The organism is Amycolatopsis mongoliensis, from assembly GCF_030285665.1.
In the GTDB taxonomy this organism is placed as follows: Bacteria; Actinomycetota; Actinomycetes; order Mycobacteriales; family Pseudonocardiaceae; genus Amycolatopsis; species Amycolatopsis mongoliensis.
Genome location: NZ_CP127295.1, coordinates 6549644 through 6572183, shown reverse-complemented (window position 1 = coordinate 6572183; position 22540 = coordinate 6549644). Strand labels below are relative to the sequence as shown.

13 protein-coding genes are annotated in these 22540 nt (G+C 73.4%); 4 read left to right on the top strand and 9 right to left on the bottom strand.

Translation table 11 applies throughout. The features are described 5' to 3' along the window. Nucleotides 1-263: 263 nt before the first annotated feature. Nucleotides 264-1337: an ice-binding family protein gene (locus QRX60_RS31540; protein WP_285995069.1), complete on the bottom strand. Its 1074-nt coding sequence runs from the start codon at nt 1335-1337 to the stop codon at nt 264-266. 414 nt (nt 1338-1751) lie between these two features. Between QRX60_RS31540 and QRX60_RS31535 the strand changes: the two genes are divergently transcribed. After that, entirely contained in the window at nt 1752-1952 is a 201-nt protein-coding gene (locus QRX60_RS31535) for an alpha-L-rhamnosidase-related protein (RefSeq protein ID WP_285995068.1), read from the top strand. Here QRX60_RS31535 and QRX60_RS31530 read toward each other — a convergent pair. From QRX60_RS31530 to QRX60_RS31495, 8 genes are all read right to left on the bottom strand, one after another. Further along, nucleotides 1898-2974: an MSMEG_0565 family glycosyltransferase gene (locus QRX60_RS31530; RefSeq protein ID WP_285995067.1), complete on the bottom strand. Its 1077-nt coding sequence runs from the start codon at nt 2972-2974 to the stop codon at nt 1898-1900. The genes QRX60_RS31535 and QRX60_RS31530 overlap by 55 nt on opposite strands. After that, nucleotides 2974-3804 carry a carbon-nitrogen hydrolase family protein gene (locus tag QRX60_RS31525; protein WP_285995066.1) on the bottom strand — a complete coding sequence of 277 codons (831 nt, stop codon included), beginning with the start codon at nt 3802-3804 and terminating at the stop codon, nt 2974-2976. The genes QRX60_RS31530 and QRX60_RS31525 overlap by 1 nt, the downstream gene beginning before the upstream one ends. Continuing rightward, nucleotides 3805-4635 carry a carbon-nitrogen hydrolase family protein gene (locus QRX60_RS31520; RefSeq protein WP_285995065.1) on the bottom strand — a complete coding sequence of 277 codons (831 nt, stop codon included), beginning with the start codon at nt 4633-4635 and terminating at the stop codon, nt 3805-3807. Beyond that, nucleotides 4632-6002 (bottom strand): MSMEG_0567/sll0787 family protein, encoded by a 1371-nt coding sequence (locus QRX60_RS31515; protein ID WP_285995064.1) that lies wholly within the window; start codon nt 6000-6002, stop codon nt 4632-4634. The genes QRX60_RS31520 and QRX60_RS31515 overlap by 4 nt, the downstream gene beginning before the upstream one ends. 1 nt (nt 6003) lies before the next feature. Continuing rightward, entirely contained in the window at nt 6004-7074 is a 1071-nt protein-coding gene (locus QRX60_RS31510) for an MSMEG_0568 family radical SAM protein (protein WP_285995063.1), read from the bottom strand. A 163-nt stretch (nt 7075-7237) separates the two neighbouring features. Next, nucleotides 7238-7750 (bottom strand): MSMEG_0572/Sll0783 family nitrogen starvation response protein, encoded by a 513-nt coding sequence (locus QRX60_RS31505; RefSeq protein WP_003073383.1) that lies wholly within the window; start codon nt 7748-7750, stop codon nt 7238-7240. Nucleotides 7751-7754: 4 nt separating this feature from the next. Beyond that, entirely contained in the window at nt 7755-8591 is an 837-nt protein-coding gene (locus tag QRX60_RS31500; RefSeq protein WP_285995062.1) for an amidohydrolase family protein, read from the bottom strand. Then, the gene (locus tag QRX60_RS31495) at nt 8591-9910 is read right to left on the bottom strand and encodes an MSMEG_0569 family flavin-dependent oxidoreductase (protein WP_285995061.1); all 1320 of its coding nucleotides are present in this window, start codon (nt 9908-9910) and stop codon (nt 8591-8593) included. The genes QRX60_RS31500 and QRX60_RS31495 overlap by 1 nt, the downstream gene beginning before the upstream one ends. Nucleotides 9911-10222: 312 nt before the next feature. On the opposite strand from QRX60_RS31495, the gene QRX60_RS31490 reads away from it, so the two are divergent. Genes QRX60_RS31490 through QRX60_RS31480 form a run of 3 tightly spaced genes read left to right on the top strand, consistent with a single transcriptional unit; the run spans nt 10223 to nt 22532 of the window. Next, nucleotides 10223-11224 (top strand): condensation domain-containing protein, encoded by a 1002-nt coding sequence (locus tag QRX60_RS31490; RefSeq protein WP_285995060.1) that lies wholly within the window; start codon nt 10223-10225, stop codon nt 11222-11224. Continuing rightward, the gene (locus QRX60_RS31485) at nt 11116-13998 is read left to right on the top strand and encodes a non-ribosomal peptide synthetase (RefSeq protein WP_285995059.1); all 2883 of its coding nucleotides are present in this window, start codon (nt 11116-11118) and stop codon (nt 13996-13998) included. The genes QRX60_RS31490 and QRX60_RS31485 overlap by 109 nt, the downstream gene beginning before the upstream one ends. Next, a complete protein-coding gene (locus QRX60_RS31480) occupies nt 13995-22532 on the top strand; it encodes a non-ribosomal peptide synthetase (RefSeq protein ID WP_285995058.1) in 8538 nt (2845 codons plus the stop codon). The genes QRX60_RS31485 and QRX60_RS31480 overlap by 4 nt, the downstream gene beginning before the upstream one ends. Nucleotides 22533-22540 lie beyond the last annotated feature (8 nt).

The window sequence follows — 22540 nt, the reverse complement described above, 5'->3', positions numbered from 1 at the left end:
CGACGATCCGGCAAGCCGGCATCGCGGGTCCTCCTCTCCCTTGAGACGGACTTGCGCGAGCCTTCAGAGTCGGACCGACCCGCCAGTAGAACAGGGGCCGAACGTCACCACCCGGAGCGCCTATTGGCATCTGCTCCGGTCTGGATCACTGTGCGGGCGCGAAAAAAACTGCCTCCAGGTGAGGGAATCGTTCCTCCTGACGGCCCAGCGTTCCGTGGCCGCCGGGCGCGGCCACGGAACCTGCACCGGGATTCGTGTTGGCGTTACTGCCTTGTCCTGCGGCGGTGGACGACGGTGAGCAGCACTCCGCCGAGGAGAACGAGCAGCACGCCGAGCCCGATCAAGGGACGGAGCAAGGGGGTCGCTCCGGTGCCGGCCAAGCCGGACGTGCCGCCGGGCACGGTGCCGTGAGTCCCGGTGCCACCGTTCGGGCCGGTGGCGGTCCAGGTCGTGCCGAGGCCCGCCCCGGGTGAGCTGGTCGTCGTCCCGCCGCCGGCGGGGGACGTCGTGGTCGTGGTCCCCGTACCCGGGCCGGTGGTCGTGCCGGTGCCCGGTGAAGTCGTGCCGGTACCCGGCGTCGTGGTGCCGGTGCCGGTGCCGGGCGTCGTCGTGCCGGTGCCCGGTGAAGTCGTCGTGCCGGTGGTGGTCGGCGTGGTGGTCGGGGTCGTGGCGCACCGGGGGGTGGTGAACGTGGTGTCGTCGAGGGAGACCTGGCCGTTGCGGGCCAGTGCGCGCCCGGCGACGACGGTGCCGGTCGTCACGGTGATCGAGGTCAACGCCATGATCGTGCCGACGAAGTGCGAGTTCGTGCCCAGCGTCGCCGAACTGCCGATCTGCCAGTACACGTGGCACGCCTGGGCGCCGTTGATCAGGTTCACCGCACTCGCCGAAGCCGTGATCAAGGTGGAAGCGACCTGGAAGATCCAGACGGTGTCGGAGGCACCCTGGCCGTCCAGGGTCAGGGTCCCGCCGAGCGCGAGCGGGCCGCTGGACTTGTAGACGCCACCGACCAGGGTCCGGCCGACCAGGTCACCCGCGACGTTCGCGGTCGGCGCGCGGCCGGCGGCGTCGTCGTAGGCGACGACGAGGTCGGACTGGGCCTGCCCGGCCACGGCATCACCCGCGTGCGTGGCGCCCGCGGCAGTGCCGGGCGGGAAACCGGTGATCGCGGTGCCGGGAGAGACTCCGAGGTTCCCGGCCAGCCTGCTGGGGCCGGTATTGGTCACCGCCTGCCCGCCCAGCACGGAATAGGACGCCGCGGTGCCGAGCCCGACGGGTGCTTCGGCGGCCACGGCCTGCGGCGCCCCGACCACCAGCCCCAACCCCAGAGCGCTCACGACCGCGCACAGACCTCCGACCGCAGTACCCCGGCGCCGCCGCGCCGACCGTGTTCTGCAGGAATCGCCTTTCATCCGGGTTCCCTCCACCGACTCGATGAGCTAAGCCGGCGGGGTCTGGGCCGGGACATGGTCCACGTCGGAGCGGTGATCATTGATCACTGCCCTCGATCCGGTGAACGCTAGACCGAGCCGGATCGAATCACCACAGAATGCCGAATTGTGAACACCAAAGTGGAGACCGGTGTTCACCCACATGAGGAAATTGCGCTTTTTCCGGACAGAAATGAGCCCCGAAAATATGTTTGAGACGTAGTGGTCCGGGGAACCTGCCCGATCCGGATCCGGCACCCCGTCGTTCCGGCCGGCAGCACCGCTTCAGTCCCTTGTGGACAATTGTCGGCCGGAAGCGCAGTGCCTCGCCTCGTCCCCGCGACGGATCGCCCGGCCGTGGTCGCCCACCTCGCCGACGACGTCGAGAAGCGCGGCGTCCACCTGAACACCGGGGCGCCGGGGACGAAGATCATCCTGCCCGCGCTGACCGACGCCGGCTCCGGCGGCTACGTCTTCCGCGCTGCCGCCCGAGAAACGACCCGGTCGCCCGAGCGCCGGTAGAAAGCCCGGTGCGCCTCGGCGGCGGCCGACCAGGTGTAGCGCCGGGCCAGGGCCCGGCCGGGCTCGGGGTCGACGCCGTCGAGCGCGGCCCGCAGCTCGCGCGCGAAGCCGGGCGGGTCGGCGGCGAACCGGGCCACCCCGCCGAAGACCTCCCGCAGCACGGGCAGGTCGCGGGTCACCACCGGCACCCCGGCGGCGAGGGCCTCCATCGCCGCCAGCCCGAACCCCTCCTTGGTCGACGGGAAGGCGAACACGGCGGCCGACGCCATCAGCGACGGCAGTTCCTCGTGCGCGACCGGACCCAGCACTTCCGGCTCGACCCCCAGCTCGGCGGCGCGCTTCTCCCAGCGGGTGCGGTAGTCGCGGTAGTCGAAGAGCGTCTCGCCGCCCGCGATCAGCAGCCGGACGTCCGGTTCGGCCAGCAGCGCGTACGCCTCCAGCAGGTCCAGCGAGCCCTTGCGCGGCTCGATGCCGCCCACGGCCAGCACGTACCGGCCCCGCTCCGGCGAACGGCGGGCCGCGGCGAAGCGGGCGTAGTCGACGCCGTTGGGGATCACCGCCGCTTCGATGCCCCAGCCGTCGCGGACCTCCGCCGCGACCGAGGCGGACACGCAGATGTGCGCGTGCGGCCGGACGATGGCGCGTTCGTGGCAGGCCGCCAGCTCCGGCGTCGTGAAGGTGTCCAGGTGGTGGACGGTCCGGACGCAGTGGTCGACGGCGTTGGCGCTGATGCAGTCCTGCGCGTGGACGACGTCGTACGCGTCCGGCGTGAAAGCCGCGCGCAGCACCGCGATCGACCGCAGGATCCGCTCGCCGACGCTTTCGCCCGGGACGTCCGGGAAGGGCACGATCGACAATCGCACAGCAGGGTCGACCGGCCGGAAGAACCCCGCGTCGCCGCCCCGGCCGAGCGTCCAGACCGTGACGTCCTCGCCGAGCGCGGCGAGGGCCTCGGCCAGGGCGAGCGTGTGCACCACCCCGCCGCGCGGTTTCGTCGAGTAGCTCAGCAGGGCGATGCGCATCAAGCCTCCCGGTACACCGAAGGTTTCCGTTCGCCCAGGTGGTGCAGCACGCGGCGGGCGTTCGCGAGTTCTTGTTCGACGTCCAGCTCGGCGACCGCGATGCCGGCCTTGGACCAGGTCCGGGCGAGGATCTCGCCGCCCGGCCCGACGACCTTGGCCTGGCCGAGGAACCGCATGCCGCCCATCGCGCCGGTCTGGTTGGACGACACGAGCACGACCTGGTTCTCCGCCGCCCGCGCCTGGTCGTAGAGGTCGAACAGCCGCGACTGGCGGTCCTGCGCCATCCGCGGCGCGCGGTTGGTGATGCTGGTCGGCCACGCGCTCAGGCAGGCGACGATGTCCGCGCCGTCGACCGCGAGGGACCGGGCCGACTCGGGGAACGTCTTGTCGTAGTCGATCAGCATGCCGAGCCGCCCGACCGGCGTCTCGAACGCCGCGAACTCGGCGCCCGGTTCGTACGCGATGCTCTCCCCCGGCGGCTGGTGGACCTTGCGGTGCCGGCCGAGGACGCCGTCACCGGTGACGCACACCGCGGAGTTGTAGCGGCGCGGCCCGTCGGCCTCGCAGTAGCCGACGCACACGACCATCTCCGCGGCCAGCGACTGGATGGTCTTCAGCTCCGCGCAGTCGGGGTCGAGGGCCGGCGGGAGCGCTTCCGGGTCCGGATGGCGCAGGTCGGCGAGGTACCCGCCGAGGGCCGCGTCCGGCAGCACCAGCAGCGCCGCGCCGGACGAGCGCGCGTGGTCGATCAGCGTCGCGATGCGCTGCAGGTCGAAGTCGAGGTCGCGGCCGAAGTGCGCGGCGACGGCGGCGATCCGGATCTGCCCCATTCACGGGACACTAACCGGGTAGGCATCCGGCCGTCTGTCCGCCAGGTGCCCCATCGACCGGCGCGCCGTCGCGAGGGCCGCCTGGACGTCGAACTCGGCGATCGCCATCCCTTCGGCGACACCGGTGTCGGCGACGATCTCGCCGCCGGGGTCGACGATCTTGGCGCCGGCGACGAACCGCAGGTCGCCGAAGGTGCCGGACTGGTTCGCCGAGAGCCAGACGATCTGGTTCTCCAGCGCGCGGGCCCGGTCGAACAGGTCGAACCGCCGTTTCCACCGGTCCTCGGCGAGGTCGGCGGCCGGGTTGGTCCGGCTGCCCGGCCACGCGCTCATGCAGACGACGACCTCGGCGCCGTCCAGCGCGAGCGCCCGCGCGGACTCGGGGAACGCCTTGTCGTAGCAGATCATCATGCCGAGGCGCCCGACCGGCGTGTCGAACGCGGCGAACCCGCGGCCGGCGCCGTAGCTGGCGTTCTCGGCCAGCGGCTGGTGGACCTTGCGGTGGTTCCCGAGGACGCCGTCGCCGTGCACGCAGACCGCGGAGTTGTACCGCCGCCCGCCGGCGAGTTCGCAGTACCCGGCCGTGACGACGAGGTCTCCCGCCAGCGCGGCCAGCCGCTTCAGCTCGGGGCCGTCGACGGCCAGCGCGGGTGGGCCTTCGGCATCGCCGTCGAGGTTGGCGAGGTAACCGCCGAGGCAGGCCTCCGGCAGCGCCAGCAACCGCACGCCCTCGGCCTTCGCCTCGCCGATCAGCTTTTCGATGCGCGCGAAGTCGCCTTCGAGGTCGCGGTCGAACGGCGCGGCGACCGCGGCCATCCTGAGTGTCGTCATGAGTTCCCCAATCCGGTGACGCCGCCGTCGATGGCGGGCGTCGTTTCGCCGTCGGGCCAGCGCAGCGTGACGCCGGTGCCCGCGACCAGTTCGCCGCAGTCCGCGGTCACTGCCGGGCCCGCGGGTGCGGGCGTGCCGGTGGTGAGCATCGCGAAGCCGGGGAAGCAGGTCAGCCAGTCCCCGGTGGACGCCCCGCGCGGCCGCGGCACCTTGCCGACGTCCAGCACCGCGCCGCAGCCGGATGCCTCGGCGAGCATGCCGAGGGTGCCCGCGATCCCGGCCATCGAGACGTCCTTGGCCGCCGCCGGTCGCGCCTTCGCGACCGAACCGAGCAGTTCACGCAGCTCGGGCGTGCGGCGGAAGCTCGTCGAGTCCCACTGGCGTCCGGTGTAGCCGGGGCGCCAGCCACCGCCGAGGTCGGCGGTGAGCCAGACGCGCTCACCCGGCTGGCCACCCCCACCGGGCACCGGGTCGGTGGTCCGGCCCAGCGCGGTGACCGAGAGCGAAGCCGGGACGCCGAACTGGGTGTGGCCGCCGAGCACCGGGACGCCGTACGCCTCGCTCGCCTTCCGCAGTCCACTGAGGACACGGGCGGCGAAGGACGCGTCACGGGCACCGAGCGCGTCGAGCAGCCCGGTCGGGGTGGCGCCCATCGCGGCGAGGTCGTTGAGGTTGACCAGCACCGAGCACCAGCCCGCCCATTCCGGGTCGCGCTCGACCATGGACGGGATGATCGCGTCGCACGCCGCGACGACGTCGGTGCCGGGCAGCGGGACGCCGTCGTCGCCGACGAAGCCGGGTACGCCGGTCAGCCCGCGCAGCAGCGGGCCGAGCGCGGCCTTCGTCGCGCGGGCCAGCGCGGCGATCCGGCCGATCGGCCGGCGCATCAGCACGTGGTCGTGGCCGGCGACGGTCACCGGCCGCACGCGCTGCCAGCCGAGCCGGGTGAACAGCCGCTCGGTGCGCGGCTGCACGGTCGCCTCGAACCGCAGCGCGCCCTCGGCTTCGGCTCGCGCGCAGGCCGCGCGGACCAGGGCCGAGCCGATCCCGGGCGGTGATCCGGGGGCGACGACCAGGCGGCCGCCCTTCCACCAGCCGACGTCCGGGCCGTCGGTCGCCGGGCCGAGCCGGACGCCGCCTCGCACTTCCCCCGACGCGTCGCGGGCGACCAGGACCAGGGTGCGCGGGTCGGTGTCGTGGTCGTCGAGGTCGTGCCCGGCGAAGAGCCCTTGCCGGGCCACGAAAGCTTCGTGGCGCAACGCGCGGTACGCCGTCAGTCCACTGTGGTCGGCTTCGCCGATCGAGAACGCCGGGCGCGCCGCCACACTGCGGACGTCGCCCAGCAACGCGAGGATGTCGTGGTCCACCTCAGCCTCCCGCCGCGCTGAGCAGCCCGCACGCACCGCACGCGGCACAGCCCGCGCCCTGGTCGGCGCCGGTCATCCCGGCCGCTCGCAGCAGCGCGGCGATCCGGCCGGTGACGTCGGCGACCAGCGCCGGCGAAGGCGCGGTGGCGCCGTCCCGCCGGGCCAGCGTCCCGACCATCGGCCGCATCGGCACGGCGAAGGGGTAGACGCCCAGGTCGATCAACCGCCCGGCGCCCTCGACCAGGGCGTCCGGGTCCTCGCCGAGGCCGATCAGCAGGTACGTCGAGACGCGGTTGCGGCCGAACACCCGGACCGCCTCCGCCCACGCGGCTTCGTACTCCGCCATCGGCACGGTCGACTTGCCGGGCATCCAGCGCCGCCGGACGTCGTCGTCCAGCGACTCGACGTGGATGCCGATCGACGTCGCCCCGGCGTCCCGCAGGTCCTGCAGGACGCCGAGGTCGCCGGGTGGCTCGATCTGCACCTGGATCGGCAGGCCCGGCACGGCCTCGAGCACCGCGCGGACGCAGCGCACGAGGTGCCGGGCGCCGCGGTCGGGCCCGGACGTCGTGCCGGTCGTCATCACCATCTGCCGGACGCCGTCGAGCCGCACGGCCGCTTCGGCGACCTCCGCGAGCTGCTGCGGGGTCTTCGCGGCCACGGTGGCCCCTGACCGCAGCGACTCCTCGATGGTGCAGAACCGGCAGCGCTGGTCCTCGGCGTACCGGATGCACGTCTGGACGACCGTCGTCGCGAGGACGTCCTTGCCGTGCAGCAGGGCGATCTTCCGGTAGGGCACACCGTCCGTTGTGGACAGGTCGTAGAACCGCGGCCGGCCCACCGGGGTGACGCTCAGGCCGAGGTCGATCGTCTCGCGGAAGATGCGCCCGTCCTGGACGACGTACGGGCTTTCGGGGTTCAGCGGCAGCGTGGCGTTGGCACCGTCGACCACCAGGTGGCCGTCGTCGCTCGGCCCGGCGCCCTTGCTGCGCTGCACAGGTGCGTCCACACGCACTCCGCGGACGGCGATGTCGGCGCGGGTTTCCAGGTCTTCTTCGATACCAACGCGCACTACTTGCTCCCTGGTGTCTCGTGACTCTCTCAGGTTCACGTTGCGCGCGCCGCTGAGGGGCGGTGCGGGAGGTCGTGAGTGAGAAACGGTGTTCTAACCCTGTTTCTCACTCACGACACCCGCACCGAGCACCAGTGACACGTCGAAACGAAATTCCCCCGCACTAGAACATGTAGGTGGAGTTGATGATCGCGCCCTTGCGCGCGTAGTGGATCAGCGCGTCCTGGACATCGAGGGGGTGCGTCGGGATGACGCCCTCGATGAGGTCCTCCTCGCGCGCGCCGTGCAGCGACAGGCCGAAGCGGCAGCAGTAGGCCTTGCCGCCTTCGCTGATGAACGTCTTGAGCTGGTCGTTGATGTTCAGCTCACCGGGGAAGGCGGCGTTGCCGGTGGTCGGGAAGCCGCGCGTGGCCAGGCAGTTCAGCGAACCCGGGCCGTAGAAGTAGATCGCGGCTTCGAAGCCCTTCCGCAGCGCGCGGGTCGCCTGCAGGATCGCCACGAAGCTCACCGACGACTCGTGCGCGATGCCGTGCACGAGCGTGAAGTAGCTCTGGCCGGGTTCGGCCTGGTAGTCCGGGAAGACCTTGGTCCCGCCGTACAGGTTGGAGCCCTGCGGCAGCGACGGGTGCGGGATCTCGTCGAGGCTGGTCTTCTCGGTCTCGGTCAGCTCTGCCATCGGTCTATTTCCCTTTCTTCGGTCCGTACAGCACGTCGAACGTGCCGCGGAAAACCAGGTCGGCGAGCTCGCCGTCGCCGGCCGCGGCGGCCAGCTTGGCGAGTTCGCCCTCGTGATCGCCCCACGGCTCGTCGGAGGCGAACAGCACGCGGTCGTGGCCGAGGCCGCGGCGTGAGATCTCCTCGACGAGCCAGCGCGGGGTGAAGCCGATCGCCCAGGACAGGTCCGTGTAGACCTGCTTCCCGGCGGCGATCCAGTCGAAGAAGCGGCCGCCGACGAGCTTGATGTGCCCGCTCATGCCGCCGCCGAAGTGGACGAGGTGCAGCTTGACGTCGTCGGCGTAGGCCTCGACGAGCTTGCCGACCTCGTCGATGTCCGACGCCGCGCCCGGCGAGGTGTGGACGTGCACGACGAGGTCGTGCTCCCTCGCCGTGGCGAAGATCTTGTCGAGCTGCGGCCTGCACGCCGGGTCGGACGCCCTGCCGCCCAGCAGGAAGCTGAGCTTCAAGGCTCGCACGCCGTCCTCGCCCGCCAGCTTCAGCGCGTCCTCGGTGCGGTCGGCGTCTTCGGCCCGCGGTGACACCCACAGCGCGGCGCTGATCCGGTCGTCCTTGCCCGCCGCCTCGACGCAGAGTTCGTTGAAGGAGAACGCGATCGCCGGGTCCGGGACGCCGTAGTTCGGAATCACCAGCGCGCGTTCGGTGCCCTCGCGGTCCAGATCGGCCAGGAGTTCGCCGATCGTCGCGCGGCTGCCGATCGCCGGGGCGACCGGCGGGCCGCCGTAGAACGGGTACGCGGGCAGCACACCCAGGTGGCGGTGGGCGTCGTTCGTCCACTTCATCAGGCCACCGTCCGCGGCGCGACCCAGTCGTCGTCGGCCGGGTAGGTGCTGACCGGGGTGCCGGAGAGCCACCGGACGTCGCCGCGGCCGCCTCCGGTGATCCGGCGGGCCAGGTACTCGGCGTCCGCGGCCACCCCGCAGAAGCGCCCGGAACCCCAGGTGTGCTGCCAGGGCAGGCCGAGGAAGTACAGGCCGGGACAGCTGGTGACGCCGCGGTGGTGCGTCGGGTAGCCCTTGCCGTCGAAGACCGGGACGTCGATCCAGCGGTGGTCACGGCCGAAGCCGGTGCTCCAGACGACGGCGGAAAGCGCTTCTGCGTCGAGGCTGCGCGGCTCGTCGGCCGGCTCCCAGACCGGCTTGTACCGCTCCTCCCGGGGTGCCGGGATCCCGCGTTGGGCGATGAACCCGTCGATGGAGTCCTTGATGCCCTCGGACACCGCGTCCGCCGCGTCGAGGTTGCGACGCAGGTCGCCGGCGAACTCCAGTTGTCCACTTCGGACGCTGGTGAGCCGGCCGTAGAGCTGCATGCCCTGGGCGGCGAACGCGCGCAGGTCGATGTCGTGGCCGCCGTCGCGTCCGGTGACGTAGTGGTTGGCCCGGAACCGCACGGCGTCCGCGTCGGCGAACTCGTCGATCCCCCGGGCGTAGTAACCCATCTCGTCCAGCCACGCCACGACGTCCCGGCCGCGGTAGCGCCGGGCCACCCGCGGTGCCGACCCGACGGCGAGGTGCACCCGCCGCCCGGCCAGGTGCAGGTCCTCGGCGATCTGGCAGCCCGACTGCCCGGTGCCGACGACCAGGACCTCGCCGGCCGGCAGCTGGTCCGGGTTGCGGTACTCGGCCGAGTGCAGCTGGACGACGTGCTCCGGCAGCCGTTCGGCCAGCCGCGGCTTCAACGGCACCTGGTACGGGCCGGTGGCCAGCACGACGTGGTCGGCGGTCAGCTCGCCGGCCGACGTCGTCAGCCGGAACCCGCCGCCGGGCAGCGGCCGCAGCCGTGTCGCTTCGACCCCCTCGTGCAGCGGGACGTCGAAGTCCTTCACGTACGACTCGAGGTAGGCGACGATCTCGTCCCGGACCATGAAGCCGTCCGGATCGTCACCCGCGTAGGGGAAACCGGGGAGCCGGCACTGCCAGTTCGGCGTGACCAGGCAGAAACTGTCCCAGCGGCGGGTCCGCCATTCGTGCCCCGCGCGCTCGCGTTCGAGCACCAGGTGCCCGACCCCGGCAGTGGTCAGGCAGTGGGACATCGACAGTCCCGCCTGGCCGCCGCCGACCACGATCACCGGCCGGTGCAGGCCGTCGAGCTCGAAGTTCATGCCGATCAGTGCACCGGCGAACCATTTCCGGACGGTTTCATCCGGAACATCGGCGTGTTACCAGACGCCCGCCGGGTAACGCTTCCTCCCGCCCGCGCTTAACACCGGCAGCGGGCCCCGCGGCCGTGGTGTCGCGCGGGGCCGGCAGGACGCCCGTCGCGAGGACTTGAGGGCAGACTTCAGTCGCCACTCGTCATCACCCGAAGGTGTGGTGTTAACTGTCCCAGCAGACAGAGAGTGTTTCCCCGACTTCGGCTGCGACGGCACACCGCAGTACCGGTTCGCCCGCCCCGCCCGGAAAGGCCGTCCTCGATGCAGGTGTCCGCACCGCTGTCGTCCGGTCAGCAGCGCCTTTGGACCGTCTCCCAGCTGGACGGGGCCGGCCCGGCCTACAACGAGGCCATGGCGTTCACCCTGCGGGGCCCCCTCGACCGCGAGGCGCTGCGCCGGGCCTTCGACGCCCTGGCCGACCGCCACGAAACCCTGCGCACCCGGTTCGCCGTCGAAGGCGGCCGTCCGGTGCAGATCGTCGAACCCGCAGGCCACGGCTTCTCCCTCACCGTCACGGATGTGGCCGGCCGGCCGGACCGCGCGGCCGAGCTGCGGCGCACCGATCCGTTCGAGCCGTTCGACCTGGCGCGCGCCCCGCTGGCCCGGGCCCGGCTGCTGGCCGACGGCGACGAGCACCACGTCCTGCTGATCACCGTCCACCACACCGTCTTCGACGGCTGGTCGCGCACCCTGCTGCTGCGCGAGCTCGGCACCCTCTACGCCGCTCAAATGAGCGGCGAACCGGCTTCCCTGCCGGAAACGCGTCCCTACCGCGAGCACGCCTCGGCGCAACAGGAGTGGCTGGCCGGCCCCGGCCCGGCGCCGCACGAGGCGTACTGGCGGGACCGGCTCGACGGCGTGCCGCCGGTGCTGGACCTGCCCGCCGACCGGCTGCGCCCGGCCCGGCAGGACCACCGCGGCGCCCGGGTGCCGGTCAGGCTCGGGCCGGAGCTCACCGCGCGGCTGAAGGCGGTAGCGCGCGAACACGGCGTCACGCTCTACTCCACCATCCTGACCTGCTGGTTCATCCTCCTTTCCCGCCTTTCCGCGCAAACTGACATCGTTGTCGGCGTGCCCACCGCCAACCGCGGCGGCGGGGGCGAGTTCCCCGAGACGATCGGCTTCTTCGTCAACACGCTCGCGGTGCGCGCCGAGTGGGGCCGCTCCCCACCGGCGCCGTGCTGCTCAAGCAGGTCCGGGCGGCCCTGCGCGGCGCGATCGACCACGTCGACCTGCCGTTCGAGCGGGTCGTCGAGCTGGTGAACCCGCCGCGCAGCCCGGCGCACACCCCGCTGTTCCAGACGATGTTCGCCTGGGTGCCGACCCTGCACGACGTCCTGGACCTGCCGGGCGTGGCCGTCGAGTCCCTCGAGGTCGAGCACGCCCCCGCGAAGTTCGACCTCGCCCTCGGCCTCGCCGACGAAGACGGCCGCGTCGCCGGGCACCTCGACTACGCCGTGGCCCTCTTCGACCCCGCCACCGCCGAGCGGTACGCCCGCTACCTCGTCCGGCTGCTGGCGCAGCTGGCCGCCCGGCCGGACGCCGACATCGCGGGCTACGAGCTCCTGGACGAGGACGAACGCCGCGAGATCCTCACCGCCCGGAGCACCGGGCCCCGGCCGCGCCGGCGCCCCGGCGGGCTCGTCGACCGGTTCACCGCCCACGCCGGCACGACCCCGGACGCCGCCGCGCTCGTCTGCGACGGCCGGACCCTCACCTACGGCGAGCTGGACCGCCGCACGACGAAGCTGGCGAACGCCCTGCGCGCCCGCGGAGCCGGGCCGGGCGAGGTCGTGGCCGTCCTCAGCGGACGGTCGGTGGAGCTGGTGGTCGCCGTGCTGGGCGTGCTGAAGACCGGCGCCGCCTACCTGCCGCTCGACCCGGCCCAGCCGGCCGCGCGGCGAGCGGCGATGCTCGAAGACGCCCGCCCGGTGCTGGTCCTGGGCGACGACGTCCCGGCCCTCGAGGCCGAAGGCGACGAGACCCCGACCCCGGTGGCGACCGACTCGCGGGAGACGGCCTACGTCATCTACACCTCGGGTTCGACCGGGCGGCCGAAGGGGGTCGCCGTGACCCACCACAGCGTCCTCGCCCTGTTCGACCAGTGGCTCGACCGCTTCGGCGCGACCCCCGGCGAGGCGACGTCGGCGTGGTCGAGCATCGGCTTCGACGCCTCGGTGCACGAACTGCTGCTCCCCCTGACGACCGGCGCGGTGCTGCACGTGGTGCCCGAAGACGTCCGGCCCGACCCCGCCGCGCTGATGGCCTGGCTGCGGGACCACCGCGTGGTCCAGGCGTTCCTGCCGCCCGCCTACGTCCGGTGGATCGACGAAGACCCCGCCCGGGTGGCCGGGCTCGCGCTGCGCCAGGTCCTCACCGGCGTCGAACCGCTGACCGACGCCGCGCTCGCCCGGTTCGCCGCGGCCCTGCCCGGCCTGCGGATCTGCTTCGGCTACGGGCCGACCGAGGCCACGCTCTACGCCACCGCCCACTTCGACCCGAAGCCCCTGGACCGCCCGGCGCCGATCGGGCGGCCGCTGCCCGGATCGCGGATGTACCTGCTCGACGAGCGGCTGCGCCCGGTGCCGCCGGGGGTGGCGGGCGAGGTCTTCCTGGCCGGCGACTGCCTGGCCCGCGGGTACCTGCACCGGCCGGGGCTGACCGCCGAGCGGTTCGTCCCGGACCCGTTCGTCCCCGGCGAGCGGATGTACCGCACCGGCGACCTGGCCCGGTGGCTCCCCGACGGCGAAGCCGAGTACGCCGGGCGGCGCGACGACCAGATCAAGCTGCGCGGGTTCCGGATCGAACCCGGCGAGGTGACGGCCGCGCTGCTGGCCGTCCCCGGCGTCCGGGAGGCCGCCGTGCTGGTCGACCGCGAGGGCGAGCCCCGGCTCGTCGCCGGCGTCGTGGGCGGCGGCGGGCGGACCCCGCACGAGTGGCGCGCCACGCTGGCCGCCCGGCTGCCGGACTACATGATCCCGTCGGTGTTCGCCGAGTTCGACCGGCTGCCCCTGAGCCGCAGCGGCAAGCTCGACCGCGACGCCGTGCTGGCCCACGCCCGGGCGAGCGCGCCCGCCGCGGTCAACACCGCCGCCCCGCGCGACCACGTCGAGCTGGCGTTGCTCCGGATCTGGCGAACCCTGCTGCTGCACCCCGCGATCGGCGTCTCGGACGACTTCTTCGACGTCGGCGGCACGTCGATCTCGGCGATCAAGCTGGCCCACGCCATCGGCGCGGAGTTCGGCCGCGAGCTGCCGATCCGGGACGTCATCCTGCACCCGACCATCGAGGCGCAGGCCGCACTGGTCCGGGCGGGCACCCCACCGGGCGGCGGCAGCCTGATCGAGTTCCGCCGCGGCACCGGCGGCGCCCGGGTCGTCTGCGTCCACCCGGCGGGTGGGACGGCGTTCTGCTACCTGCCGCTCAGTGCCGCGCTGCCCGAGGACGCCGGTGTCGTCGGGATCCAGTCCCCCGGGCTCAACCCCGGTGAGCAGCTGCTGCCGAGTGTCGAGGCGATGGCCGAGGAGTACCTGCGGCTCGTCGGCCCGCGCCCCGAAGAGACGCTGGTCCTTTGTGGACTTTCCTACGGCGGCCTGGTCGCCTACGAAATGGGCCGCCGGCTGGCGGAGCACCACCCGCGCGTCAGCGTCGTCCTGCTCGACACCACCGCCACCGACGACCCGGCCGCGAAGGCGGCGATCGAACCGGTCCCGGCGGCGGAGTTCCGCGAGAAGCTGGTGCGGTTCAACGGGATGTACCCGGGCATCGAGGACGCGCAGATCGAGCGCTACCACCGCACGTACAACCACAACCGGCTGACCGCGCGCGAGCACGATCCCGGGGAATCGGCGGCGCGGGTGGTGTTCGTGCAGGCCGTCGGCGAGGACCCGATCCCGGGCACCGTGGAGTTCTGGCGTCGCCGCGTCCGCGGTGAGTTCGAGGTGGTCCCCGCGGACTGCGGGCACTGGGACATGCTGGAAAGCGACGCGCTGCCGCTGGTGGCCAAGCTGATCACGGCCGAGCTGGCGGCCCGATGACCTCGATCGCCCGCCGCGTCCACGACCGGGCCCTGCGGCACCCGGACGCCCTCGCCGTGTCCGACGGCTCCCGCCGGCTCACCTACGCCGAGCTGGACGCGGGCGCCGCGGCCGTCGCGGAGTCCCTGTCCCGCAAGGGAGTCCGTCCCGGCGACGCGGTCGCCGTGGGCCTGCCCCGCTCGGCGGAGCTGGTGCTCGTCATGCTGGGCGTGCTGCGCCTGGGCGGCCAGGTCGTGCCGCTCGACCGGCAGAGCCCGCCCGCGCGCCGGGACGTCATCCTCGCCGACGCGGGCGCGGCCGCCGTCGTCCACGACGGGCTGCCGGGCCTGTCCCCGCTGACGCCCGCCGAGCTCCTGGCCACGAGCGCCTCGCCCGGGGTCCCGGCCGAGCCCGCGCCGGCATCGTTCCTCTTCTACACCTCCGGCACGACCGGCCGGCCCAAGGGCGTCGAAGTGCGCGACGCGGGGGTCCTCCGGCTCGCCGAACCCGGCTGGCTCGACCCCGGCAGCCGGTTCGCCTGCCTGGCGAACCCGGCGTTCGACGCGATCAGCTTCGAGGTGTGGGTGCCGCTGCTGACCGGCGGCACCTGCGTGATCCTCGACGACGAGACCGTCCGCGACCCGCGGGCGTTCGCCGGCGCGCTGGTCCGCGAGCGCGTCGACACGATGTTCGTGACCGCGACGCTGTTCAACGCGGTCGCCGAGACCGTGCCGGACAGCTTCTCGACGGTGCGGCGGGTGGTCATCGGCGGCGAGCAGCTCAACGCCCCGCTGATCCGCCGCTGGTACCGGGCCAACCCGGACGCGCCGACGCGGCTGCAGAACGGCTACGGCCCGACCGAGACGACGACGTTCGCGCTCAGCTACGCCATCCCGCGGGGCTTCGACGGCGATGTCGTGCCGATCGGGCGTCCGCTGCCGGGCACCGGTGCGGTCGCGGTGACCGCGGACGAGCGCGTGGCCGCCGAAGGCGAGCTGGCCGAGCTGTATATCTCCGGGGCCGGGGTCGCGCTCGGCTACCGCGGCCTGCCCGCGGAGACCGGGCAGCGGTTCGTCCGGCTGCCGTGGTTCGACGACGGCCGCGCCCGGTTCTACCGCACCGGCGACTTGGTGCGCGTCCTGCCGGGCGGCCGGTACGCCTACGCCGGGCGCACCGACCGGCAGGTGAAGGTCCGCGGGTTCCGGATCGAGCCGGGCGAGCTGGAGCAGCGGCTCCTCGCGCACCCCTCGATCCGGCAGGCGCACGTGGCCGTGCGGCGCGCGGCCACCGCCGAGTTGCTCGCGTTCGTCGTGGCGGGTGACCTGTCCTTCGACGCGTTCGAAGCTCATCTGAGCGAGACCGTGCCGGCCTACATGCGGCCGCACCACGTGTTCCGCGTCGAGGAGCTGCCGCGGAACGCCAACGGGAAGGTCGACGAGCCCGCGTTGCTGGCGGGTGGGTTCGCGCCGTGGCGGCCGGACACCGGCGGCGAAGCGACAGCGTGGGAGCGCGAAGTCCTGGACGTCGTCACGGACGTTCTCGACGTCCCGGATCTTCACCCCGGCGACACGTGGCTGCGGTCCGGGGGCGACTCGCTCAAGGCGTTGCGGCTGCGGTTCGCGATCCGCGAGCGCTGGGGTGCGGATCTGCCGCCTTCGGTGGTGCAGCGCGGGACTTTCGCCGACCTCGCCGCCGCCGTCTCCTCGGCGGGACACGCGGCCTACCCGGTCGTCGGCACGCCGACGACCGCGACGACAGCACCCGCCACCAGCGAGCAACAGCGGCTTTGGCTGCTGCAGCAACGGAATCCCGCCTCCACCGCGTACCACGTTCCACTCGCCTTCCGCGTCACCGGTTCACCCGATCTCGACGCGCTGCGCCGGGACGTGCGCGGCCTGGTGGAGCGGCACCCGGCGCTGCGCACCGCGTTCGAAGCGACGTCCGACGGCCTGCGACAAGTGGCGAAAGCGCCGTACGACCCGTGGACCGAGCCTTCCGACGACTTCTTCACCGCGCCGTTCGACCTGGCCGCGGGGCGGCCGATGCGCGCGGCCTGGCGGCCCGACGGCACGCTTCTGCTGTGCCTGCACCACATCGCGGTCGACGGCTGGTCGCTGAACATCCTCTTCCGCGAGCTGTCGGGCGCGGAACCGCGGCCCGGCGCGCACACGCCGTTCGACTTCGCCGCGTGGCAGTCCCGGTGGTTCGCCTCCCCCGGCTACCGCGCTCAGCTGAGCGAACGGTTCGACGATGCCGAGCCCGTCGGCGAAGCGTCGCTCACCGGACGGCTGCACACGACCGGCATCGGACGCGAGCGCGTCGACGAATGGGCCGGTGAACTGGGCCTGACCCGGTTCCAGCTCCTGCTGGGCGTGTTCGCGTGGAGCCTGTACGCGGTGACCGGGCGGACGCGGCCGCGGATCGCCGCGCCGGTGGCCAACCGGCCGGTGCGGGAGTTCGAAGACGGCGTCGGGATGTTCGCCAACACCGTCCGGCTGCCGCTGACGGTGGACCCGGACGAAGACCTGGACACCCAGCTGCGGCGACTGGGTGCAACGTCGGGCGCCGCGCTGGACCACCAGGACGTCGCGTTCGCCGACCTCGACCCCGGGTATGCGGCCTTCGACTACCTGTTCGTCCTGGAGAACACCGACTTCGGCGCACTGCGGCTGCCGGGTTGCGCGGTCAGTCCACTGTGGATCGAGGCAGCCGAGGCCAAGTGCGCGCTCACCCTGTCGGTCGTGGAACGGGCCGATGGGTTCGACTGTCTTTGGGAGTACGGCGAGGGCCACTTCACCGAAGCCGAGGCGGCGGCGCTCGGCGACGTCTTCGACCGCGCTTTGAACGGCTCCGCGCGGACTCCGGCCGAGCTGGCCGAGCCGTACCGCCGGGACCACGGCCGTGGGGCCGCGGCGGAGCTGACGTGGGAGACCGTGGCGGAGGGCTTCGCGCGGCAGGTCGCGCTGACGCCCGACGCCCCGGCCCTGACCGGCGACACGACGCTGACCTACGCCGAGCTGGACGCGCACGCGGCCCGGCTCGCCGCCACCCTGCCGGACGACGCCACCGATGTCGCGCTGTACTTCCGGCCGTCGGCCGAGCACGTCGTCGCGCTGCTCGCGCTCGCGCGGCTGAACATCACCGCCGTGCCGCTGGATCCCGCGTACCCGCCCGCGCTGCTGCGCGACATGCTCGACCGGGTCCGGCCGCGCTGCGTCCTGCTCGCCCCGGGGGAAGCGTTCGACCCCGGCGTCGAACGGCGGTTCGTCACGCTCACCGACGGGCCGGTGCCGGACGTCCCGGCCCGGCACGCCGGACGGCCGCTCTACACGCTGTTCACGTCGGGCTCGACCGGCGTGCCCAAGGGCGTCCGCGTGCCGGACCGCACGCTGGCCAACCTGCTCCAGTGGCAGGACGCGCCGCCCGCGGCGACCCAGCAGTTCTCGATGCTCTCGTTCGACGTGTCGTTCCAGGAGATCTTCACGACGCTCTGCGGCGGCGGCCGGCTGCACCTGGTGCGCCCGGAGTGGCGCCACGACGTCCCGGCACTGCTGGCGCAGCTGGAAACCGCGGGGATCGAACGGATCTTCCTGCCCTATGTGGCGTTGCAGCTGCTGGCCGAGCACGGCGTCCGGCTCAGGCGGTACCCGGCACGGCTGCGGGACGTGATCACCGCCGGCGAGCAGCTCGTGTGCACCCCGGCGATCCGCCGCTGGTTCGCCGGGCTGCCCGGCGCGCGGCTGCACAACCACTACGGTCCGACCGAAACCCACGTCGTGAGCGCGCTGACCCTCGACGGTGATCCGGCGGACTGGCCCGAGCGGCCCGCGATCGGCCGTCCGGTGGCGAACGCGGTGCTGCGGGTCGCCGACGCTTCGGGCGCACCCCTGCCGCCGGGGCAGGTCGGCGAACTGCTCATCGGCGGCCTCGCGGCGAACCGGTGCTACCTCGGCGAAGCGGCTCCGGAGAAGTTCGCCGAACTGCCGGAGCTGCACTACCGCAGCGGTGACCTCGCGCACTTCGACCGCGCCGGGCTGCTGCACTTCGACGGCCGGGCCGACCGGCAGGTCAAGCTCAGCGGGCACCGCCTCGAACTGGGCCAGGTCGAGGCGGCGCTGCTGCGGCACCCCGACGTCGTCAACGCGGTGGTCGTGCCCGAGGACGACCGGCTGGCGGCGTTCCTGGAGTGCCGCCGGACGCCGACCGCGGCGGAGCTGAGCGAGCACCTGGTGCCGCTGCTGCCACCGCACGCGCGGGTCGACCGCTTCCGGGTCGTCGCCGCCCTGCCGCGCACGCCGAGCGGGAAGCTCGACCGGGACGCCGCTTCCCGCACGCCGGGGCAGGATCTCCACCGGACGCCCGCGCGTCCGTCGAACGAGCTGGCGGCGCTGTTCGAGGAAGTGACCGGCACGGCGATCGGGCCCGACGAGACGTTCTTCGCCGCCGGGGCCACGAGCCTGTCGCTGATGCGCTTTCACCTGCGCTGTGCCGAAGCGGGCTACCGGTTCACCGCGGCCGATCTGTTCGAGCACGTCACCCTCCGGGACCTGACGCGGCACCTCGAGGGCGGCTCGGCTCCGGCTCCGGCCGTTTCCGGGGCCGCGGTCGACGAGCCGGTGGCCGTCGTCGGCATGGCGGTGCGGCTGCCCGGCGCGCCGGATCTGGCGGAGTTCTGGGACCTGGTCGTTTCCGGTCGCCGGGGCATCGAGGACTTCCCGGCCGCCGAGGGCCTGGTCGGCGCGCGCAGCCTCCTGGACGGGCCGCTGGCGTTCGACCCGGAGCACTTCGGGATCAGCCACCGCGACGCGGCGCTGATGGACCCGCAGCAGCGGCAGTTGCTGATGGCCTGCGTCGAAGCGCTGGCCCACGCCGGGATCCCCGGACCGGCGGGCCGGGTCGGGCTCGTCGCGGGCTGCGGCGAGAACACGTACTTCCAGCAGATGCTGCGCGAGGCCGACCCGGCCGCGCTGCCGGACGGCTTCCAGCTCGCCCTGCACCACGAGAAGGACTTCCTGGCCACGAAGGTCGCCTACCACCTCGACCTGACCGGTCCGGCGCTGACGACCCAGACGGCGTGCTCCAGCTCGCTGGTCGCCGTCCACCAGGCCGCCGGGATGCTGCGCGGTGGCGAAGCGGACGTGATGCTGGCGGGCGGGGTGCTCGTCGACGTCACCCTCGCCGAGGGGTACCGGTACCGGCCGCAGCACATCTTCTCCGCGGACGGGCACTGCCGCCCGTTCAGCGACGACGCGGACGGCACGGTGGGGGCGAGCGGCGTCGGCGTGGTGGTGCTGAAGCCGCTGTCGGCGGCCCGCCGCGACGGCGACACGGTGTACTCGGTGATCACCGGGTCGGCGCTGACCAACGACGGCGCGGTGAAGCAGGGGTACAGCGCGCCGTCGCCGGCCGGGCAGCGCTCGGCCGTCCAAGCCGCGCTTCGGCGGGCCGGGCGGTCCGGCGCCGACGTCGGGTACGTGGAGACGCACGGAACCGGCACACGCCTCGGCGACCCGATCGAGGTCGCGGCCCTGCGCGAGGCGATGCCCGACTCGACGGGCTGCGCCTTGTCCTCGGTGAAGAGCCAGCTCGGCCACCTGGGCGCGGCGGCCGGGGTGGTGGGCCTGATCCGCGCGACCCTGGCGGTCCACCACGGCGTCCTCCCGCCGACGGTGGACTTCCGCGCGCCGAACCCGGCCCTGGACCTGGGGCCGTTCCGGGTGCCGACGCGGGCCGAGCCGTGGCCGGCGGGCCCGCGGGTGGCGGGGGTCAGCAGCTTCGGCATCGGGGGGACGAACGCCCACGTGGTGCTGGAGTCGGTCCGCCCGGCGGCGGTTTCGGCGCCCGAACCCGTGCGGTGCCTGGTGCTTTCCGCCAGCAGCGCTTCCGCGCTCGTCGCCGACGCCGGCCGCGTCGCGGACTACCTGACAGTGCACCCGGAGTCCTATGTGGACGTACTACGGCACCTGCAATCGGGCCGCCCGTCGCAGCCGTGGCGTCTGGCCGCGGCCTGCGAAAACGCGACGGTCGCGGTCGAGTGGCTGCGCACGGCCGAGCCACCGGAGGACGCGAGGGTCGTGAGTGAGAAACAGTGTTCTAACACTGGTTCTCACTCACGACCAGCCGCGGCAGATCGCTCGGCCGCGGCCGCCGAACTGGCCGCCTCCTGGCTGGCCGGCACGGTCGTCGACTGGGGCCACTCCCCCGCGCCCGCGCCGTGGGACTTCCCGCCACCCGCCTTCGCGGTCCGGGACTTCGACTTCCCACGGCGGGCCGCCGTCCCACGACTGTCCGAAACAGACTGGCTGCACCAGCCCACCTGGGTGCGCCTGCGCCGGGCCACGACCGCCACCCGCACCGACCGCGTCCTCGTCATCTCCGGCGAAGGCCCGCTCACCGCGCCCGCTCTCGACGCCGCCTATTCGCGGGTTGTCCGGGTGCACGCAGCACCCGCCTTCGCCCGGCGGGGCCCCGACACCTTCGAAGCCGACCCGGCCGATACCGCACACCTGCGCCAAGTCCTGGACGCCCTGCCGGACAAGGAAATCGACTGGCTCCACGCCCTCCCCCTCGGCATCACCGGGCCCGTCGGCGCAAGCTCACTGGACCGAGCCCGCTGGGCGTGCCTGGACACCCCCGCCGCCCTCCTGCGGGCCGCCCACGACCGTCCACTCAGGACGTGGTGGGTCTCCGCCGGGGCCGCGCCCGCGAACACGGCCGTCACGCGCCCCGAGGCCGGGCTGCTGGCCGGGATCACCGCCGTCGGCCCGCAGGAAAGCGGGATCCCCGGCCACTGGGTCGACCTGCCCGGCCCCGACCTCGACCGAGCAGCCGACCTGCTCACCGGACCGCCCCCGCCGGAGCGCGTCGCCCTGCGAGCCGGGTTCTGGTGGGCGCAGGACAGTGCGCCGGTCGCCGCCGGGGAGCCCGCGCTGACCAGCGGGACGCACCTCGTCCTCGGCGGCACCGGCGGCATCGGGACCGCCGTCGCCGAGGTGCTGCTGACCCGCACCACCGGCCGCGTCGTCCTGCTCGCGCGTGAACCCCACCTGCCCGAGGCCCTCAAACCGTGGGCCGGCCGCATCACCCTGCTGGCCGCCGACCTCACGAAGATCACCGCCGAAGAGGTCGACACCCGGATCGGCGCTCCCCTGGCCGGGATCGTGCACGCGGCCGGGACCCCGGACGGCAGCCTGATCGCCACCCGCGGCGAAGGCACCCAGGAAGCCAAGCTCGCCGGCGCCCTCCTCACCGAACGGCTCATCGAACGCCACCAGCCCGCGTACGCCGTCTACTGCTCTTCGCTGTCCGCCCAGTTCGGCGGAACCGGTCAGCTGGACTACGCCGCCGCCAACGGGTTCCTCGACGCGCTCGCCCACCGCGACGGCCCCACCGCCCGCCTCTCGATCGGCTGGGACATCTGGCGCGACACCGGCATGGCCGTCACGGCACTGGAAACCGACGCCCGGCACCAGGCGCACCTGGCCGTCGGCCTGAGCGCCGAAGAAGGACAGCGCACCTTCGCCCGCGCCCTGGGCTCCGGGCTGCCCCAGCTCCTGGTCGCGACGACCGGCCTCGACGCCGTCCGAGCCTTCCACGAGCGCGAAACCCCGCCGGGCACGACAAAACCGGCCGGAGACGCCGAAGCCGAGCTGACCGAGGAAGTGCGCGCCCTGCTGGGCGTCGCCGAGCTGGACCCGGACGTGCCGCTGTACGACCTGGGCGCCGACTCCCTGATGCTGCTGGACGTCGTCGACTCGGTGAAACGCCTCTTCGGCGTCGACCTCGATCTCGCCTGGCTCGGCCCGGAAGTGACGATGGCCGCGTTGCTGGCGAAGCTCTACGAAGCCGGCGACACCGGCGAAGTGGTGGTGCAGGTCTGGCGCGAAGGGACGGGCCGCGAAGCCGTGTGCCTCGTGCACCCCGTCGGCGGGGACGTGCACGCCTACCGCCCGCTCGTCGAAGCCCTGCCGCCGGAACTCGGCGTCTGCGTGATCGCCGACCCGGCGCTGAACCGCCCGGAACCGCCCGGCTGGCCGGTCGCGGACCGGGCCCATCGCTACTACACGGCGCTGCGGAAGCGGCTCCCCGGCCACACCTGGCAGCTGGCCGGGTGGTCGTTCGGCGCCTGGGTGGCGGCCGGCATGGCCGCCGAGGCCGAGGCGGCCGGACAGCCGGTGCGGGCCCTGCACCTCATCGACCCGCCGCCGCCCGGCGCGAGCGCCGCGGACTACAGCGACGCGCAGCTGGAAACGGTGTTCGAGCGCGAACTGGGCGCCTCCGGCGGCACCGCGGGCGAACACGCCCGGCGGCTCGCCCGCGCGTGCCGGGCCAATCTGCACAGCATGACCGGGCACGAGCTGCCGCGCCTGGCCGCGACGCCCAGCCACGTCTGGCTCGCCGCCGACCCCGAACCCGGCCTGCCGGTGGCCGACCGCGGCGGCTGGCGCGCCCTGCTGCCCGAGCCGAGCCGCTGGCACGAACTGCCCGCCACCCACTACGGCATCGTGCGCGCGCCGCACGTCACGGAAGTGGCCGCGGCCATCGGAAACCTGTGAGACCCACG